The following is a 15,798-nucleotide window of genomic DNA, read 5'->3' as shown; positions in this document are numbered from 1 at the left end:
GGTAAGAGTATCCCAGCTTATCAGGTAAGCAATAGACCAATGATTAAAGATTTCGTTCAATACGGGAAAACCAGGCGATTGCCAAAGCCAGCGTGGCTGTCAACACAGGCACCAGGACCCAGGTGCCATATAACATGCCAACAACTATACAGGCAGCCCAGGAAAAACTGGTGGCCGCCTCGAGCAGATTTGCCATCATTTGCGTCTGCCCACGCTTATTGAACAGGGTACGGCTGGCTGGTTTGGATTGCCATAAATGGATCAGCGCCGAACTCAGCATAGCCGCCAGGGTACAGGCGATCACAGCCAGCCCCAGTAAAAATTGTTGCATCAGCAACCATAACAATGCCGGTGCTGTCAGTATCAATATCGGCAAGACTGCGGCCAGTAGTTTGCTGACCAGGATGACATTGCCTTTCACTGGTGCTGCCCGCAGTAAGTCAGGTGCATCTTCAGCAGCGATGATGATCCAGATCAGCGAACCGGCCAGTGAGGCTGCCATGAAGACCAGCCCGGATGCCACACCAGGCAAGAGCGCCCTGGACTTGAAAATCAAAAAGAACAAGGGGGCGATATACAATAATTGCAATAAGACCTGGGAAATCAGATTAGGGTCACGTGCAATCAGACGCCACTCCTTGAGTATGATGGTGCTGCGCAGGCTGCGGCCAAAGCGGGCGGCATGCTGGGTATTGCTCTGCCCTTGCGGCACAGCTTTGCGAACTTGTCCGACGGACTGTTGCACGCCTGAGATAAAAAACTTATGGGTGTATCGTACTGTCAACCAATAAGTCAGGGCGCTGAAGAGCAGGAAACCCACGATGGCGCTTGGTGAACCGAACAGGGCTCTGGCTGGCATCCAGACCAGGCTATCAGCATCCAGCATGCCACCTGCCTGGAACCAGGGTATCATATGCTGCAGCACAGCTTCGCGCATTTCTTTGCCCAGGTTGCCAAATAGCTGAGTGATGATGAACATGACAGCACCTGTCAATGCCCCCAGGATTTGTGCCACAGTCTTGGTTTTGCGCACTCCCAGACTTTTAACCAGGGCCAGCGTCAGTAACATGGACAAGGCTGCCGCCAGTACTGTCATGGCAAGCAAGGCAGGATAAATCCCCAGCCAGCGCCATTGGCCCAATAGCAAACCAATATTGGCAAGCGGCGTCAGCAAGGCAAAGAACCAGATGCCGACAGAAAAAATAATACCGGACAGTCTGACTACAAAGATGGTTTTAGATGAGAGTGGCGAAGATAGCAACAAGTCCAGATCACCACGTTCAAACAAGGCCCGGACACTGCGTGTCAAACCCAGTGACAGCATGAAGCTGAAGATCACCAGCATGACGATACCCGCCGCCATCAGCATGGGGGCAGGCAAATCATCTTGCAAGGGCGGCATCTTGTGCATGAACAGCCAGACACTGAAATGGGCAAAAATATACATCAGGCTGATGAGCCATCTGCCAAACAGCGACATGCCACGCGCTGCAGCATGACTGGCTTTGTTTTCACCCATATCGTAATAGGCCAGGCGACATTCGTGCGCCAGTAACCAGGCCGCACTACCTGGTTTCAATTTCTGCCAGAGTGCCATCATGCAGGTTCCGTCAATTGCAGGAAAACTTCTTCCAGTGTCCCCGCAGTCTGGCTGGTCTGGCTACGCAATTCTTCCAGCGTGCCTTCGGCGATGAGCTTGCCGTTTTGTATGATGCCTATGCGTTCGGCCAGGCGTTCGGCCACATCGAGTATATGGGTAGTCAGGATGACAGTACCACCTTGTTTGACATGGTTGAGCAAGACATCCTTGACTTGCCGTGCTGCCGCCGCATCCAGACCAGTCAGGGGTTCGTCGAGGATAATCAGCTCAGGCTGATGGATCAGGGCACCTGCCAGTGCCAGCTTTTGCTTCATGCCACGGGAAAAACCTTCGGTCAGCTCATCTGCATGCTTGAGCAAATCCAGCCATTCGAGCAATTCACGGGCCTTGGGTTCGGCAACTTCAGCAGCTATACCCCACAGGCCGGCGACAAATTCCAGATACTCAAAAGGCTTGAGCTTGTTGTACAACATGGGATCGTCAGGCAGATAGGCCAGCTTGCTCTTGGCCAGGGCAGGGTCGGCCACCAGTTCTTGCCCCAGTATGCGGATACTGCCACTGTCTGGCGAAATCAGGCCTGCCACCATGCGCAAAGTGGTGGTCTTGCCTGCACCATTCGGTCCGAGCAAGGCATATAACTCACCACGACGTACAGTGAGATTCAGGTTTTCAACGGCGGGACGACCAAAATTCTTGCAAAGCGCATGCAACTCCAGAGCAGTAGCTATCATTTTCGACAATGTTGTTTAAAAACCAGTCATTGTATGCCGAATTGGCGCTGATGCAATCAGGTCGTTTTAAAGGAGAATATTAATAGGACTTACGCAAAATTGTCCCAGCAAGGCGTAGCGACGAAGACAGTACTTTAGTACGGCTAGGCGCTGCAACGCAGCTGGGGCGGTTTTGCGTAAGTCCTAATTAATTCAAAAGGCAAGCATGCCCTCAGCGAGGACATACTTGCATGGACTCATAAATGGAGCACTAACTAAACACCGGCACATGCGGATCAACACCACCAAAGCGGATTTCAGGATGGCGATTGCTGACCAGTTGCTGGATTTCTGTAATCCGCTTGAAGGGCACATCCACCATCAACAAGACTTTGCCGTTTTCTATATCGTCCATGAAGGGCTGGAGGCTGGAACTGGGTATGGCCTTGGCCGCCTTGGCTGATGCCCAGGAGCCAAACAGGGAACCGCCTATGGCAGACACCAGCACCGCCAGTATGCGCATCTCCATACCTTCAGGCGGGAAAATCAGCCACAAACCGCCTGCCAGCAAACCCGCGATACCACCGATCAGCATGCCCACTTCAGCACCATGTATCAGATCGGTTTTTTGAAAAGAATTAGCTTCCGGCATGTCAGAGGGCAGCATGCCTTCCTTCGCACAAAAATGCATATGTCGCTCATCAATACGTGCAAGTAAAAGTTCATCCAGCATAGCCCTGGCACTACCCAGGTCAGGCAACATGAAATACAGTCTGCGTCTCATGACTATCTCCATAGAGGTAAGAAAGCACTGAGGCAGTTGCGAAGATATCGCGGTGACCACCATGGTCAGGGGACAAGACAGCAAGCATCAGCAACTCAAAGAGTTAACCGACAGGATGCGCAACTGCCTTACCTCTCTTTATAGACAATCCCGGACAAAATTCAAATGACAAATTACTCTTGGTTTTTAATGTTCATTCAGAAGTAGAAATCACGAAAATTGATAAAAATTCACTTGACCAGTTTAAGCATAGCCTGAATACTAGAATTTCTCTGGAAACACGGGCTCAGCCTTGCAGGCTTGGCAACACGGCCAAGAAATACCTACCTTTGCAGTATGGGACTGAAATGAAAAAACTCATTTGCCTGCTTGCTCTGCTATTCAGCCTGCCCAGCCAGGCCCAGCTCGCTACTGAGGGGCAAGTCAAATGGGTCACGGCAGAATTGCCGCCCTTCATGTGGCTGCAGCATAATATTCCGCAAGGCTATGCCTATGAATTGATTACGGCGATGTCCGCGCAACTGGGACGCAAACCGGACATGACTATTTACCCCTGGGCCAGAGCTGTCAAGATGACCAAGGATGGCCAGAATTATGGTGTCTTCCCTCTCGATAGAACCATGGACCGTGAAGCCAGCTTTAAATGGCTGATCCATCTGGGCAGTGCTCCCAACCGTTTTTTTGGCAAGCGATCGAACATAACTGGCAGCGTCAATATAGAAACGGCGACACTGGAACATCTGCGCGGTTTGCGCGTGGGTATAGTGCGTGGCTCTTCGCTGGAAAAAGAATTACACGCGCAAAACTTTCGTAATATCCAGTATGAAAAAGATTACCAAAGTCTGCTCAAGCTATTACAGCTGGGCGGCCTGGATGCGATTTATTCCGGCTACTCTATCATGACATCGGCAATCGAGGAATACGGTTTTCGCCTGGAAGATTTCACTACCGGACTCAGCATGGGTAGTGCAGAACTTTATATGGCAACTTCCCTGGGCTTGAATGAAGATGAAGAACGGGCCTGGCGCAAGGCATATGAGATAGTCCAAAAAGATGGCACGGTACAAAAGCTGCGCAAGAAATATTTTTCCCTGGAATAGACCCGCGCTTTATCTATATGACGCGCGGGCTTCCATATTCATTAATAGGACTTACGCAAAATTGTCCCAGCAAGGCTATCGCAGTGGGAAACATCCCTTGCGGGGGATGTTTGTTTCGTTAGCAGACAACATGTTGTCTGAAACCCCAAAACACCGTAGTGACGAAGACAGTACTTTAGTACCGAATCTTGCAAAGTACGGGCGCTGCAACGCAGCTGTGGCGGTTTTGCGTAAGTCCTAATGAAAAGAAAAATATCAGCTGCCCATAGGGGTACATAACTCCACCAGGCTGCCATCAGGACAGCGCAGATACGATACCACCTGGCCCCAGGGTTTCTCTGTTGGCGCAGCCAGTTCTTGCGCACCAGCGGCAATTGCCTGAGCGTGTTCGGCGGCCACGTCTGCCGTGGTAAATGCGACTTCCATGCCCAGCGGTTTTTCTGAACTATGCGCCGCCACATGGCCGCTAGAATAATTCATGTCGCCCATAGCATGGGCAGCAAACGCCAGTGTCGTCGCACCAGTATCAAGTTCACCATACATGCCGGACTCATGCAAAAAACGCGTGGTGAAACCAAAAGCTTTTTCAAAAAAAGCCAGCGACGCAGCGACATCGGGGACATAGATAATGGTGTAGGCAAAGTTCATGTTGGTTTCCTTCATGATGTAGTAATCTGAACCTGCCCTCATCGAGATTTCACGATGAAGGCAGCTACCCAGGCAATTATTCCTTGATGCCCCATTGCGAGAACATCCAGGCCATATTGAATGCACTTTCACGCAAGGCGTCATAGCGGCCAGAAGCGCCGCCATGTCCGGCTGCCATATTGATTTTCAACAGCAAAGTATTTTTATCGGTTTTGTAGTCGCGCAACTTGGCCACATACTTGGCCGGCTCCCAATACATGACCTGGCTGTCATTCAAACCTGTGGTCACCAACATGGCTGGATAAGCCTTGCGGGCGATATTGTCATACGGTGAATAGCTGCGCATATAATCATAGGCTGACTTTTCATTGGGATTGCCCCACTCCAGATATTCACCCGTCGTCAAAGGCAGGCTGGCATCCATCATGGTATTCATGACATCGACAAAAGGAACCCCGGCATGTACCGCATGGAATAAATCCGGACGCATGTTCACGACCGCTCCCATCAGCAAGCCACCCGCACTGGCGCCCTGGATAATCAGTTTGTCAGGACTGGTCCATTTTTGTTTGATGAGGTAGTCGGCACTATCGATGAAATCATAAAAAGTATTTTTCTTTTTCATCAGCATGCCATCCTCATGCCAATGCTCACCCATATCGCGACCGCCGCGTATATGCGCCTGTACATAAATGACACCACGGTCCAGCAGGCTCAGGCGAGCGGAAGTAAAGGTCGCTTCGGTTGAGTAACCATAGCTGCCATACGAGTACAACAGTAAAGGCGCTGAACCATCCAGTTTCACACCTTTTTTATACACTACCCACAGCGGTACTTTGACACCATCTCTTGCTGTCATCCACAGACGACGACTTTCATATTTGCTGGCGTCATAACCGCCCACTACTTCCTGCTGTTTGAGCACGTAGCGCTGACCAGTCGCCATATCCACATCCAGGGTGGTCACTGGCGTCACTGGTGACTGGTAAGACATGCGGAAGCGGGTAGCAGAAAATTCTGGCGTGCCAGCGCCGGTGGCCAAATAAACTGGGTCATCAAACTTCACCGTCTTCCATTGCTTGCTGTTGAAGTCATAGATACGGACGCGGTTCAGGGCCTGGGTCTTTTCCGTGACAACCATGTAGTCCTTGAACAGGTCAGCACCAAAGACCAGTACCTCAGGATCATGTTTGACTACTTCCTGCCAATGTTTGCTATCAGGCGTTGCCAGCGGCGCACGCACGACGCGGAAATTTTTGGCATCCTTGTTGGTGAGTATATATAAGTCACCGTTGCGGTGTTCCAAATGATAGCGATGGCCTTTTTCACGTCCCAGTACACTGAGGAATTGCCCTTGTGGCTTATCCGCGGCGAGCAGCTGGACTTCACTGGTATCCGTCGCCTCGCTATTGACCACGATAAATTGACGGTCGCGGGTAGTACTGACTTGCAGACCAAACTGTTCAACTGCCTCATGCATGATTTCAACCGGCGGTTTGCCTGTCTCCAGCCGGAACAGGCGGTCAGAGCGTTTGGTGGTGGCATCTTCCTGCACAAAGAACAGGGTCTTGTTATCTGCCGCCCAGGCCATGGAAGTCACACGCGGCTGGCTGTCACTGAGCAATTCGCCAGTACGCAAATTCTTGATATGCAATTGATACTGACGATAACCGACGGTGTCGGTGGTATAGGCCAGCAATTGTTCATCCGGGCTGATGGAACTGCCACCAACGGCAAAGAACTTTTGTCCTTTGGCCATTTCGTTCTGGTCAAGCAGGATTTCTTCAGTAGCCTTTTCATCATAAGCCATATCCGCGCCAGCACGGCGGCGGCAATACAACTGATATTGCTTGCCAGCCTCGGTGCGCGAATAATAATAGTAATTGCCACGACGCACAGGTACGGACAGATCTACCTCTTTCATCCTGCCCTTGATTTCCGCATACAGCTTGTCCGCCAGGGGTTTGATGTCTGCCGTCAGGGCTTCGGTATAGGCATTCTCAGCATTCAGGTAAGCTAACACCTCAGGATTTTCTTTTTTCTGTAACCAGCGATAATCGTCAGTGACAACTTCGCCATGGCGGGCCTCTTGCCATTTAAGCTTGGCAGCCACTGGCGGAACCGGGTCAGCGGCCAATACCAGGCCGGAAGTTGCCAGGCCAAGTACGCTGGCTGACATCAGTACAGACATTTTTTTTATGGACACTTCAATTCCTCTGGAAAGATAGGTTAATCATTCTAAATGCGATGCCAACAAAACAAGGAATCTTTTCTCGCATTGCTGCAATGCGGGATTGATTGGACTTCATGGACCTTGAAACAGGCTGGTCATGAGACTGTTATAAACTAAAAAAGTTTTCATATTTGAAATTTGAGCAAGCTCGTATGCTATTTTCATTTTTCGGCTATGCTTGCTCGATATTTTTTGCAAATCTGATTGCAAAGACAACTGAATCTGAAGGAAGACACCGTGAGCACTCTGCTAAACCGACGCCTGGCGCTATTCGACAGTGATGCAAATCGCCCTCTGCTGGGTCAGGGCTTGCGTGGCATAGAGCGTGAAACCCTGCGGGTACTGGCCGATGGTGAACTGGCTTTGACGCCACACCCGCCAGCCCTGGGCTCAGCGCTGACCAATCCGCAAATCACGACTGATTATTCAGAATCCCTGCTGGAATTCATCACACCAGCGGAGCCAGACATCGCCACCGCCCTGGAAGAGCTGGACAATATCCACAGATTTGCCTACACCGTCATGGGCAATGAAATGCTGTGGCATCAATCCATGCCCTGCAAGCTGCCGGAAGAAAAAGATATCCCTATCGCCTGGTATGGCAATTCACATATAGGCATGATCAAGCATGTCTACCGCCGCGGCCTGGCTCTGCGTTATGGCAAGAGCATGCAATGCATCGCTGGCATCCATTACAATTATTCACTTTCCGAAAATGTATGGAAGGTTTTGCAACAGGCAGAGCATACTCGTGGCAGCGCCATGCATGTGCAGTCCGAGAGTTATATCGCGCTGATACGCAATTTCCATCGTTATAGCTGGTTGCTGATGTACTTGTTCGGTGCCTCGCCTGCCTTGTCCACACCTTTCCTGCGTGGCCGCCCGCATCAGCTGGAAACCCTGTCTGAGGATACCCTGTATCTGCCCTATGCCACCAGCTTGCGCATGAGCGACCTGGGTTACCAGAACAATGCCCAGTCTGGCCTGGTGCCACCGTATAACACCTTGCTGGAATACATGCGCAGCCTGTCACTGGCAGTACGCCAGCCCTACCCGGCCTATGAAAAAATAGGTACGCAACAAAACGGTGAATGGGTACAGATCAATACCAATGTGCTGCAAATTGAAAACGAGTTTTATGCCACGATACGGCCCAAGCGCGTCATCAAGACTGGCGAGCGCCCGGTAGAAGCCCTGTGTGCACGTGGTGTGCAATACATAGAAGTACGATGCATGGATGTGAATCCCTTTGACCCGCTAGGCATCAGCCTGGAAACTTCACGTTTCCTCGATGCCTTCCTGCTGTTTTGCGCGCTGGAAGACAGTGCACAAACCAACCAGGCCGAAGGTGAAGAAAATGTAGAAAATTTTGCTCTTACCGTCAAACAAGGCCGTCGCCCCGGCCTGATGTTGTCGCGCCAGGGACAGGCCATTTCCCTGCAAGACTGGGGCAAAGAATTATTGGAAAGAATTACTCCAGTAGCAGCCCTGCTGGATGCCCAGCGCAGCGACAGCAGCCATGCGCAAACCATGCAAGTACAAACCGAAAAACTCTTGCATCCTGAGTTGACTCCATCAGCCAAGGTGCTCGATGCCATACGTGCTGCGAACAATTCTTTCCCTCAGTTTGCACTACAACAAAGCCATTTGCTGGCCCAGGAATTCCGCGCCCGTCCTCCTGCGCCCGAACAATTGACTTTGTATACCAAAATGGCGGAAAAGTCGCTGGCAGAACAGGCAGAGATGGAAAGCGCACAAAGTGGCAGCTTTGATGAATTCATTGCACATTATGGCTCACGCACATCCAGCGAAATCTGTTGCGACACTTTTGCCAGCAATATGCTAAAGCAAACTGTCGCTGTATAAGTGTAGGCTAACGAAGTTACTCATAGACAACAGAGGCATGTTAATGCCCCTGTTGTCCTCCTGTCGCAATCGGCAGCGCCTCGACAAGTCTCACTACAATTATCCATATCAGCAAACCGGCATTTGCTGCCAGCCTCCTACTTATAAAACTTCCCGGTAAAGTAGTTTGATAGGCAAGATGTAAAATACCATCCTCTGTACGCATGTCATTTTATTGAATTGCGATCTACCTACCGGCATTTTCTCAAATTTTGGACCCTGCTCATGTTGAATTGGCTTAAAAAACAATTATCTTCCGCGCCACAAGAAAAAACTGTACAAGCGGTAGAAATCAAGACGGCAGAGTCAGGACAACTGGCTGCAAATCTTAAGGCACAGGGAGATGCCTTATTAAAACAAGGCAAACCGGGGGAAGCGCAGCACTGCTACGAACAGGCGATAAGCGTCGATCCCAACGATGCAACTACCTATAATCAACTCGGCGACCTGTACTATGAACGTCGCGAATTGAAAGTAGCGGAAACATATTATCGCCAGGCAGTCACCCTTCAGCCAGGCTTTGTTAACGCCCTTTTAAACCTGGGCCTGACACTGGATGAGTCTGGTCAATTGCCTGAAGCTGAATCTTGTTATCGTCAAATTATTGTTATCAAACCGGACGAAGCATTGGCACACTACAATTTGAGTGTCACACTCACATCGCAAGCCAGAACACAAGAGGCCATCGCCTGTTGCCGCCAGGCTTTGATTCTCAAACCTAAATTCAGTCAAGCCTATTTTCAACTGGCCAGCCTGCTGGGAGCGCAGGGAGCAATGGGTGAAGCTGAAACCGCACTTCGTCAAGCCATAGAAAGTGATCCACAATTTATTCAAGCACGCTGGGCTCTGGCTAATTTGTTGCAACAACAAAATCGGCTTGATGAAGCAGCACAAAGCTATAGAGAAATAGTAGCGATTGCACCACAACTCGATCAGGCAAGAAATGCTTTATTGTCTATCCTATTTTCCAGACAGCAATATTCTGAAGCCGAATCCATTTACCAGAAAATGTGCCTGGACAAGCCTGACGATGCATACGCGCAAAATAATCTGGGGGTCGCGCTGAAAGAGCAAAACAAACTTGCCGATGCAGAAATATGTTTCAAGCTTGCCATACAACTTCGCCCTGATTTTGCTGAGGCTTACTGCAATCTTGGGATGATACAATTGCATAATAATCAATTGTCAGATGCCGCCATCAGCTATCAGAAGGCTATCGATAACAAACCTGGTTCTGTTGATACCTATCCTGCACTGGCAAAAATACTGATACGACTGAACCGCGCTGACGAAGCCAGGAATTTGCTTTTGCAAGCGCTTGAATTGGACGACAAATTTGCCAGTGCTCATTTTGAGCTGGGCTTACTATATGACGAGCAAGGCGAGTTGGCCAAGGCAGAAACAGAATTTCGGAAAACTGTGGAGTTGATGCCAGGGCATGCAATGGCACATGGCTACATGGGTGTACTATTCATGAATCAGGGTCGCTACCAGGAGGCTGAAACCAGCTTGCGACGCTGTATCAAGGAGCAACCGGATGAAGCGGTGGCTCATGATAATTTGGGAATGGTTTTTTATCTGCAAAATAGATATGCCGAGGCGATTGATCACTTTAAGCAAGCCCTGGAACTTAATCCCGCAATGCAAAATTCATGGAATAACCTGGGCAGTACTTACAATAGATTAAGTCAATGGAGCGAAGCAGAAACCTGTTACTGCAAGGCCCTGAAAATAGATCCCAAGTCTGCGCTTACACACAATAACCTTGCAAAAATTTATGTAAAGCAAAGAGAATTCTCCAAGGCGGAAGCCAGCTTGAGATCGGCACTGGAGGGCAAACCTGATGGCTTTGGGGATGCCTATACAAACCTGGGAAACATCTTGTGCGATACCGGTCGACATAAAGAGGCATTGACCAGTTATCGTACTGCGATTGCAAGAGACCCCGATTATCTGGAGGCACACTGTAATTTGTTGCTTCAACTCTGCTTTGGAGATTGCAATTCTCCGACAGAATACCGTGCTGACGTTCTGGACTATCATCACAAACTTGCTAAGCGTATCACTCCGTATACTACTTGGAAAATTTCCCCTCAACCTGGCCAGAAGCTACGGGTTGGCATGGTCTCTGCCGATCTGGGTGATCACCCGGTCGGGCATTTCCTGGAAAATGTGCTGAAGCATTTTGATTTCAAGCAAATGGAATTTGTTGCATTTTCCAATAAGAACCGCAACGACAGCGTCAATTCACGCCTGAGGCAATACTTCAGCTCCTGGCATTCCATTGAGAACATGAGTGACTCAGCCGCGGCGGAAATGATACATGAGCAAGGCATTGATATACTGATAGACCTGGCCGGACAAACTGCTGACAATCGCCTTCCGCTATTTGCCTGGAAACCTGCGCCTGTACAATGTAGCTGGCTTGGTTATTTTGGTACAACCGGCGTGCCTGGCATGGATTACGTATTAGCAGATCACATCTCTGTCCCGGAACAGCACGAGGAATATTTTTCTGAGAAAATTTGGTATTTACCCGAAACACGTTTGTGTTTCACGCCACCAGCCATGCAAGCCGGGCTGGAAGTAGCAGCCAATCCTTTACCTGCATTACGCAATACTTATATTACTTTCGCTTGCTTCCAGAGCACAGGCAAATTGAATGACTTTACTCTCGCATTGTGGGCTGAAGTAATGCAAAATCTGCCGGAAGCACGCTTACGGCTACAGTCCAGGCAACTGGAAAGTGCTGAAGCCCGCTTACTCATACTAGAGCGCCTGCGTCAATTTGGCATAGCTCCTGAGCGTGTGGAATTGCATCGTCCAAGCTCACGCGAAGCCTATCTTGCAGCCCACAAGCAAGTGGATATGATACTTGATACCTTTCCCTATGAAGGCGGTACCACTACTTGCGAAGCTTTGTGGATGGGCATACCTACACTGACTTTGACAGGTACCACCATGGCATCAAGGCAGGGGGCAAGTTTGCTCAGTTATGCAGGCCTGAATGACTGGATAGCCAAAGACAGAAGTGAATTTGTGACCCTTGCCATTGCCCATGCAAGCGACCTCGATAAGTTGGCAACACTGCGTAAAAATTTGCGCGATCAGGTGCTGGCAAGCCCTTTATTTGACGCGCCACGATTTAGCCGCAATATGCAAGATGCCCTGACGGGGATGTGGTCAGCATTTACACATAAATCGTAGATAGACTATTGCAGAAATTGGTAGTCAGGCAGACATTTTTCCAGATCTTTGCAGAGACGAAAAAGGGCAGGTAATCCAGCTTAAGTACCGTCAGCTTAAGTGCTGTCAGCCTAAATTCTGACAGCTTAGAAGTACTAAAAAGCACCAGGGCCACGCATGCTTTGCATGCGTGGCCCTGGTCTCAGGAAATTTCTTGCTTATTCGTCTTCGAACAAATTACCCAGCCCACCAAGTACTGAGCCTTGCTCACCACCTTTGCTGCCACCAACTTTCGATGCGCCAACAATACGGTTAGCCAAACGCGCCAAAGGCAGGGATTGCAACCAGACCTTGCCAGGGCCGCGCAAGTGCGCGAAGAATATGCCTTCGCCACCGAACAGGGCAGTTTTTACACCGCCGACGAACTTGATATCGAAATCCACTTCCTGGGTGAAAGCCACGACGCAGCCACTGTCGACACGCAGGGTCTGGCCAGGTTGTAAAGTCTTTTCTATAATGGCACCACCAGCATGCACAAAGGCCAGACCATCACCTTCGAGTTTTTGCAGGATAAAACCTTCGCCGCCAAAGAAACCTGCGCCCAGGCGTTTTTGAAAGGCAATACCCAGAGACACTCCCTTGGCCGCGCAGAGGAAAGCATCTTTCTGGCACAACAAGGTACCACCCAACTGGTTCAAATGCATGGGGATAATTTTGCCAGGATAGGCAGCACCAAAGGCGACCTTCTTCTTGCCCACGCCAGCATTCATGAAGACCGTGGTGAACAGGGATTCACCAGTCACCAGGCGCTTGCCTGCCCCCAGCAATTTACCAAAAATGCCAGTCTGGGCAGCCGAACCGTCACCAAAGATGGTTTCCATCTCTATATCATCTTCCATGTAAAACATGGCACCGGCCTCGCCTATGGCAGCCTCACCGGGGTCGAGTTCGACTTCGACGAATTGCATATCATCGCCAAAAATTTCGTAATCTATGACATCCATCGCCATGTTGATTTTCCCAAACAGTAAGATTGATCCGCAAACCCATGCGGCAATGCTGGGCATTCTATGAAATTTTTTGGCTTTAGGGTAGATGGTGGCAGCGGTAATATTTAAGACAAATTACCGCTGCAAATTGACGGACTTGTTTAATCCAGCAGCTCAGCAGTATTGACAATCGTGGCATACTCACCCTGCAGATTGCTGAGTGCATTGATGTGCACTTCTTCTGCCGTCTGTGGCTTGCCATGCAAATCCAGTCTGTCAAAACTGAAGCAGGCATCGGCCACTATTGTGGTGGCAAAGCCCAGATTACCGGCACTGCGGGCTGTCGCCTCGACCGACATATTGGTACTGACACCAGCGATCACCAAATCTTTGATGCCACGCACATGCAGCCAGCGCTCCAGTCCTGTATGGACGAAGGCATCAGTCACATTTTTTTCGACCACATGCTCACTGGCGAGTGGCAGCAAGTTTTCCTGAAACTCATTGCCTGGCTGACCTGGCCAAAATACTGAGGTGGGTGAACGCGACATATGCCGGACATGTGCAATCGGCCTGCCAGCCAGGCGCCATGCAAGGAGTAACTGCCGTATATGTTCTTCTGCTGCCGGGTTATTCCTGCGCCCTGCTTTGGGATCAGCCATGCCACGCTGCATGTCAATGATGATAAGAGCAGTATCTTGTTTTTTCATAGGCCTTTTTTAATTTCTTATTTGATTCATGTAACCGCTTTGCAAAGCAGTGACCCAGTCTTCACGTCCGCGTACAGCCGCCAGTTCTGCCATTTTCTGCCAGGCATAAGGGACATTGATGAGGCTGGCAGTCCAGCCATGCTGCATCTTTTCAATGATGGCATAACGCGCATCGGGTGAACCGGATTCTATCTTGTGCGGGTAGGGATAATTATCTTCATAGGCCGGGTGGCCGACACTGCCGGGATTGACGATAAGTTGTCCTTCTGCTGTACGCACGCTGCGGGCCACATGACTATGGCCGCAAGCGATAACGGCAGCAGTTTGCAGCCCCAGTCTCTCTTGCACTTCCTGCGCAGTAGCATTCCTGTCTGCCACTTGCAACAAAGTAGTTGTGTCACTTTCTGGCGTACCGTGACACAACAAGATTTCTTCATTCAAACGCAGCACTGGCTGTAAACGCGCTATCCAGTTTTTGTGTTCTTCCGTGATTTGCTGATATGCATACACATCGCCAGAACCTGAGCGTTCATTCAACTCCAGTATCTGCCGTTCATGATTACCCGCCAGATGTATCCAGCCCGCTTGCGCCATCAAAAAATCTGCCGTCTCTTTGGGCAACAAAGGGCCAGACAGGCTGTCGCCCAGGTTGACTACCTGATCCACTCCACGCAGACGCAGATCAGCGGCCACTGCGACCAGTGCGGGCAGATTGCCGTGTATATCTGAAATCACTGCAATGCGCATAATAGGCATAGAGAACATACTCGCTTAGATTTGTTTATGGAAGAACGTCGTTCCACAAAATTCACCATCAGGCATTAAAGCATAATTAGGAACCACCCCGACTTGCTGCCAACCGGCTCGCTCATACAGGCGTTCAGCATCGCCACCAGTGACGGTGTCGAGCACCAGCACAGTCTTGCCATAGTCTTTGGCGACTTTTTCAACCGAGGCCATCAAGGCTTGTGCAATGCCACGACGACGCCCTTTCCTGTGCACCAGCATCTTGGCCACATCGGCCCGGTGCGGCTGGTTATCAGGCATGGTAGTGATCAATTGTACCGTGCCCAGGATTTCTCCGTTGTCATCCCTGGCGACCAGCAAGATGCGCTCCTTGCGCGCCACGCCATCAGCTACTCCCTGCCAGAATTGCACCGCTCGTTCATGCGGCAAAGGCCACATGAAGCTGACGGATGCGCCACCAGCAACGCAGTCTGTCAGCACTTCTGCCAAAGCTTCTACACTGGCCTGCGCTGCTGCGGCGTCGAGAATCTGAATATGAACTTGTTCGGACATGATTGACTCCGTGAATGGAAAACTGAAAGAGGGCGTTACTTGCAAAGCGCCACCAGATAGCGTGCCGCGACCTTTCCAGGATTATGGAAAGTAATCGGTTTATCCAGCGCCATGGAAAGACAGTCACCAGTCTGCAAATCCCAAGTCTCTTCACCCACAGTGAGGCGCATCTGGCCCGCCAGTATCCAGACCTGTTGCTGTATATCGATATTCTGATGAAAGCCGTCATAACGCACGGTCTGCCCCACCGGAAATTCAACTTCCACCAGTTGGATAGGAGACGGCAAACCAGGGGAGAGATTACGGCGCATATAGCCAGAAGCAGGATCAGTCCAGCATATTTGCTCAGCCTTGCGCAATACGGGTGATACCACGGCAGCAGGACTGCTGTCCTCAAACAGCGAAGCCAGCGTCACCCCCAGTCCCACGGCCAGCTTGTCGAGTGCCGCTGCAGTCGGGCTGCTCTCGCCGCGCTCTATGAGTGAGATATTCGAGCGACTGACGCCGCTACGCTTGGCCAGCGCATCGAGCGACAGCTTTTGTTGATCGCGCAACTCGCGCACCCTGTGGGCAATAATCGTATTGATATCCATAATTTCCATTATATAGGATAAATAAATCCTGCAAACTGGAA

Annotated in this window: 13 protein-coding genes; 3 read left to right on the top strand and 10 right to left on the bottom strand. The window is 50.3% G+C overall.

Annotation, left to right across the window (positions count from 1 at the left end):
- Positions 1-43: 43 nt before the first annotated feature.
- The 3 genes from ACO0LC_RS20985 to ACO0LC_RS20975 all read right to left on the bottom strand — a co-directional run bounded on the left by ACO0LC_RS20985 (position 44) and on the right by ACO0LC_RS20975 (position 3,094).
- The gene (locus tag ACO0LC_RS20985) at positions 44-1,600 is read right to left on the bottom strand and encodes a putative ABC transporter permease subunit (protein WP_423006719.1); all 1,557 of its coding nucleotides are present in this window, start codon (positions 1,598-1,600) and stop codon (positions 44-46) included.
- Positions 1,597-2,331, bottom strand: coding sequence for an ABC transporter ATP-binding protein (locus tag ACO0LC_RS20980; RefSeq protein WP_423006717.1), 735 nt, complete (start codon positions 2,329-2,331; stop codon positions 1,597-1,599). The genes ACO0LC_RS20985 and ACO0LC_RS20980 overlap by 4 nt, the downstream gene beginning before the upstream one ends.
- A 250-nt stretch (positions 2,332-2,581) precedes the next feature.
- Positions 2,582-3,094 carry a DUF1269 domain-containing protein gene (locus ACO0LC_RS20975; RefSeq protein WP_423006715.1) on the bottom strand — a complete coding sequence of 171 codons (513 nt, stop codon included), beginning with the start codon at positions 3,092-3,094 and terminating at the stop codon, positions 2,582-2,584.
- Positions 3,095-3,441: 347 nt separating this feature from the next.
- Between ACO0LC_RS20975 and ACO0LC_RS20970 the strand changes: the two genes are divergently transcribed.
- Positions 3,442-4,194, top strand: coding sequence for a substrate-binding periplasmic protein (locus ACO0LC_RS20970; RefSeq protein WP_423006713.1), 753 nt, complete (start codon positions 3,442-3,444; stop codon positions 4,192-4,194).
- Positions 4,195-4,449: 255 nt separating this feature from the next.
- On the opposite strand, the gene ACO0LC_RS20965 is transcribed toward ACO0LC_RS20970, so the two are convergent.
- Together ACO0LC_RS20965 and ACO0LC_RS20960 are read right to left on the bottom strand one after the other, a co-directional pair.
- Entirely contained in the window at positions 4,450-4,842 is a 393-nt protein-coding gene (locus tag ACO0LC_RS20965) for a VOC family protein (protein WP_423006711.1), read from the bottom strand.
- 76 nt (positions 4,843-4,918) lie between these two features.
- Positions 4,919-7,048 carry a S9 family peptidase gene (locus ACO0LC_RS20960; protein WP_423006709.1) on the bottom strand — a complete coding sequence of 710 codons (2,130 nt, stop codon included), beginning with the start codon at positions 7,046-7,048 and terminating at the stop codon, positions 4,919-4,921.
- Positions 7,049-7,312: 264 nt separating this feature from the next.
- Here ACO0LC_RS20960 and gshA point away from each other — a divergent pair, with 264 nt between their 5' ends.
- Positions 7,313-8,941 carry a glutamate--cysteine ligase gene (gene gshA, locus ACO0LC_RS20955; protein ID WP_423006707.1) on the top strand — a complete coding sequence of 543 codons (1,629 nt, stop codon included), beginning with the start codon at positions 7,313-7,315 and terminating at the stop codon, positions 8,939-8,941.
- Between the two features lie 264 nt (positions 8,942-9,205).
- A complete protein-coding gene (locus ACO0LC_RS20950) occupies positions 9,206-12,187 on the top strand; it encodes a tetratricopeptide repeat protein (protein ID WP_423006705.1) in 2,982 nt (993 codons plus the stop codon).
- A gap of 197 nt (positions 12,188-12,384) precedes the next feature.
- On the opposite strand, the gene ACO0LC_RS20945 is transcribed toward ACO0LC_RS20950, so the two are convergent.
- The 5 genes from ACO0LC_RS20945 to ACO0LC_RS20925 all read right to left on the bottom strand — a co-directional run bounded on the left by ACO0LC_RS20945 (position 12,385) and on the right by ACO0LC_RS20925 (position 15,757).
- Entirely contained in the window at positions 12,385-13,176 is a 792-nt protein-coding gene (locus ACO0LC_RS20945) for a TIGR00266 family protein (protein ID WP_423006703.1), read from the bottom strand.
- 140 nt (positions 13,177-13,316) lie between these two features.
- The gene (locus tag ACO0LC_RS20940; RefSeq protein WP_423006701.1) at positions 13,317-13,865 is read right to left on the bottom strand and encodes a cysteine hydrolase family protein; all 549 of its coding nucleotides are present in this window, start codon (positions 13,863-13,865) and stop codon (positions 13,317-13,319) included.
- 9 nt (positions 13,866-13,874) lie between these two features.
- The gene (locus tag ACO0LC_RS20935; RefSeq protein WP_423006699.1) at positions 13,875-14,621 is read right to left on the bottom strand and encodes a metallophosphoesterase family protein; all 747 of its coding nucleotides are present in this window, start codon (positions 14,619-14,621) and stop codon (positions 13,875-13,877) included.
- Between the two features lie 15 nt (positions 14,622-14,636).
- The gene (locus tag ACO0LC_RS20930) at positions 14,637-15,164 is read right to left on the bottom strand and encodes a GNAT family N-acetyltransferase (RefSeq protein ID WP_423006697.1); all 528 of its coding nucleotides are present in this window, start codon (positions 15,162-15,164) and stop codon (positions 14,637-14,639) included.
- Positions 15,165-15,199: 35 nt separating this feature from the next.
- Complete coding sequence (locus ACO0LC_RS20925; RefSeq protein ID WP_423006695.1) at positions 15,200-15,757, bottom strand: helix-turn-helix domain-containing protein; 558 nt, start codon at positions 15,755-15,757, stop codon at positions 15,200-15,202.
- Positions 15,758-15,798 lie beyond the last annotated feature (41 nt).

The organism is Undibacterium sp. JH2W (genome assembly GCF_049340425.1).
Classification (GTDB): Bacteria; Pseudomonadota; Gammaproteobacteria; order Burkholderiales; family Burkholderiaceae_D; genus Undibacterium.
The sequence above is the reverse complement of the archived record's forward strand: the minus strand, read 5'-3'. Positions and strand labels throughout refer to the sequence as shown.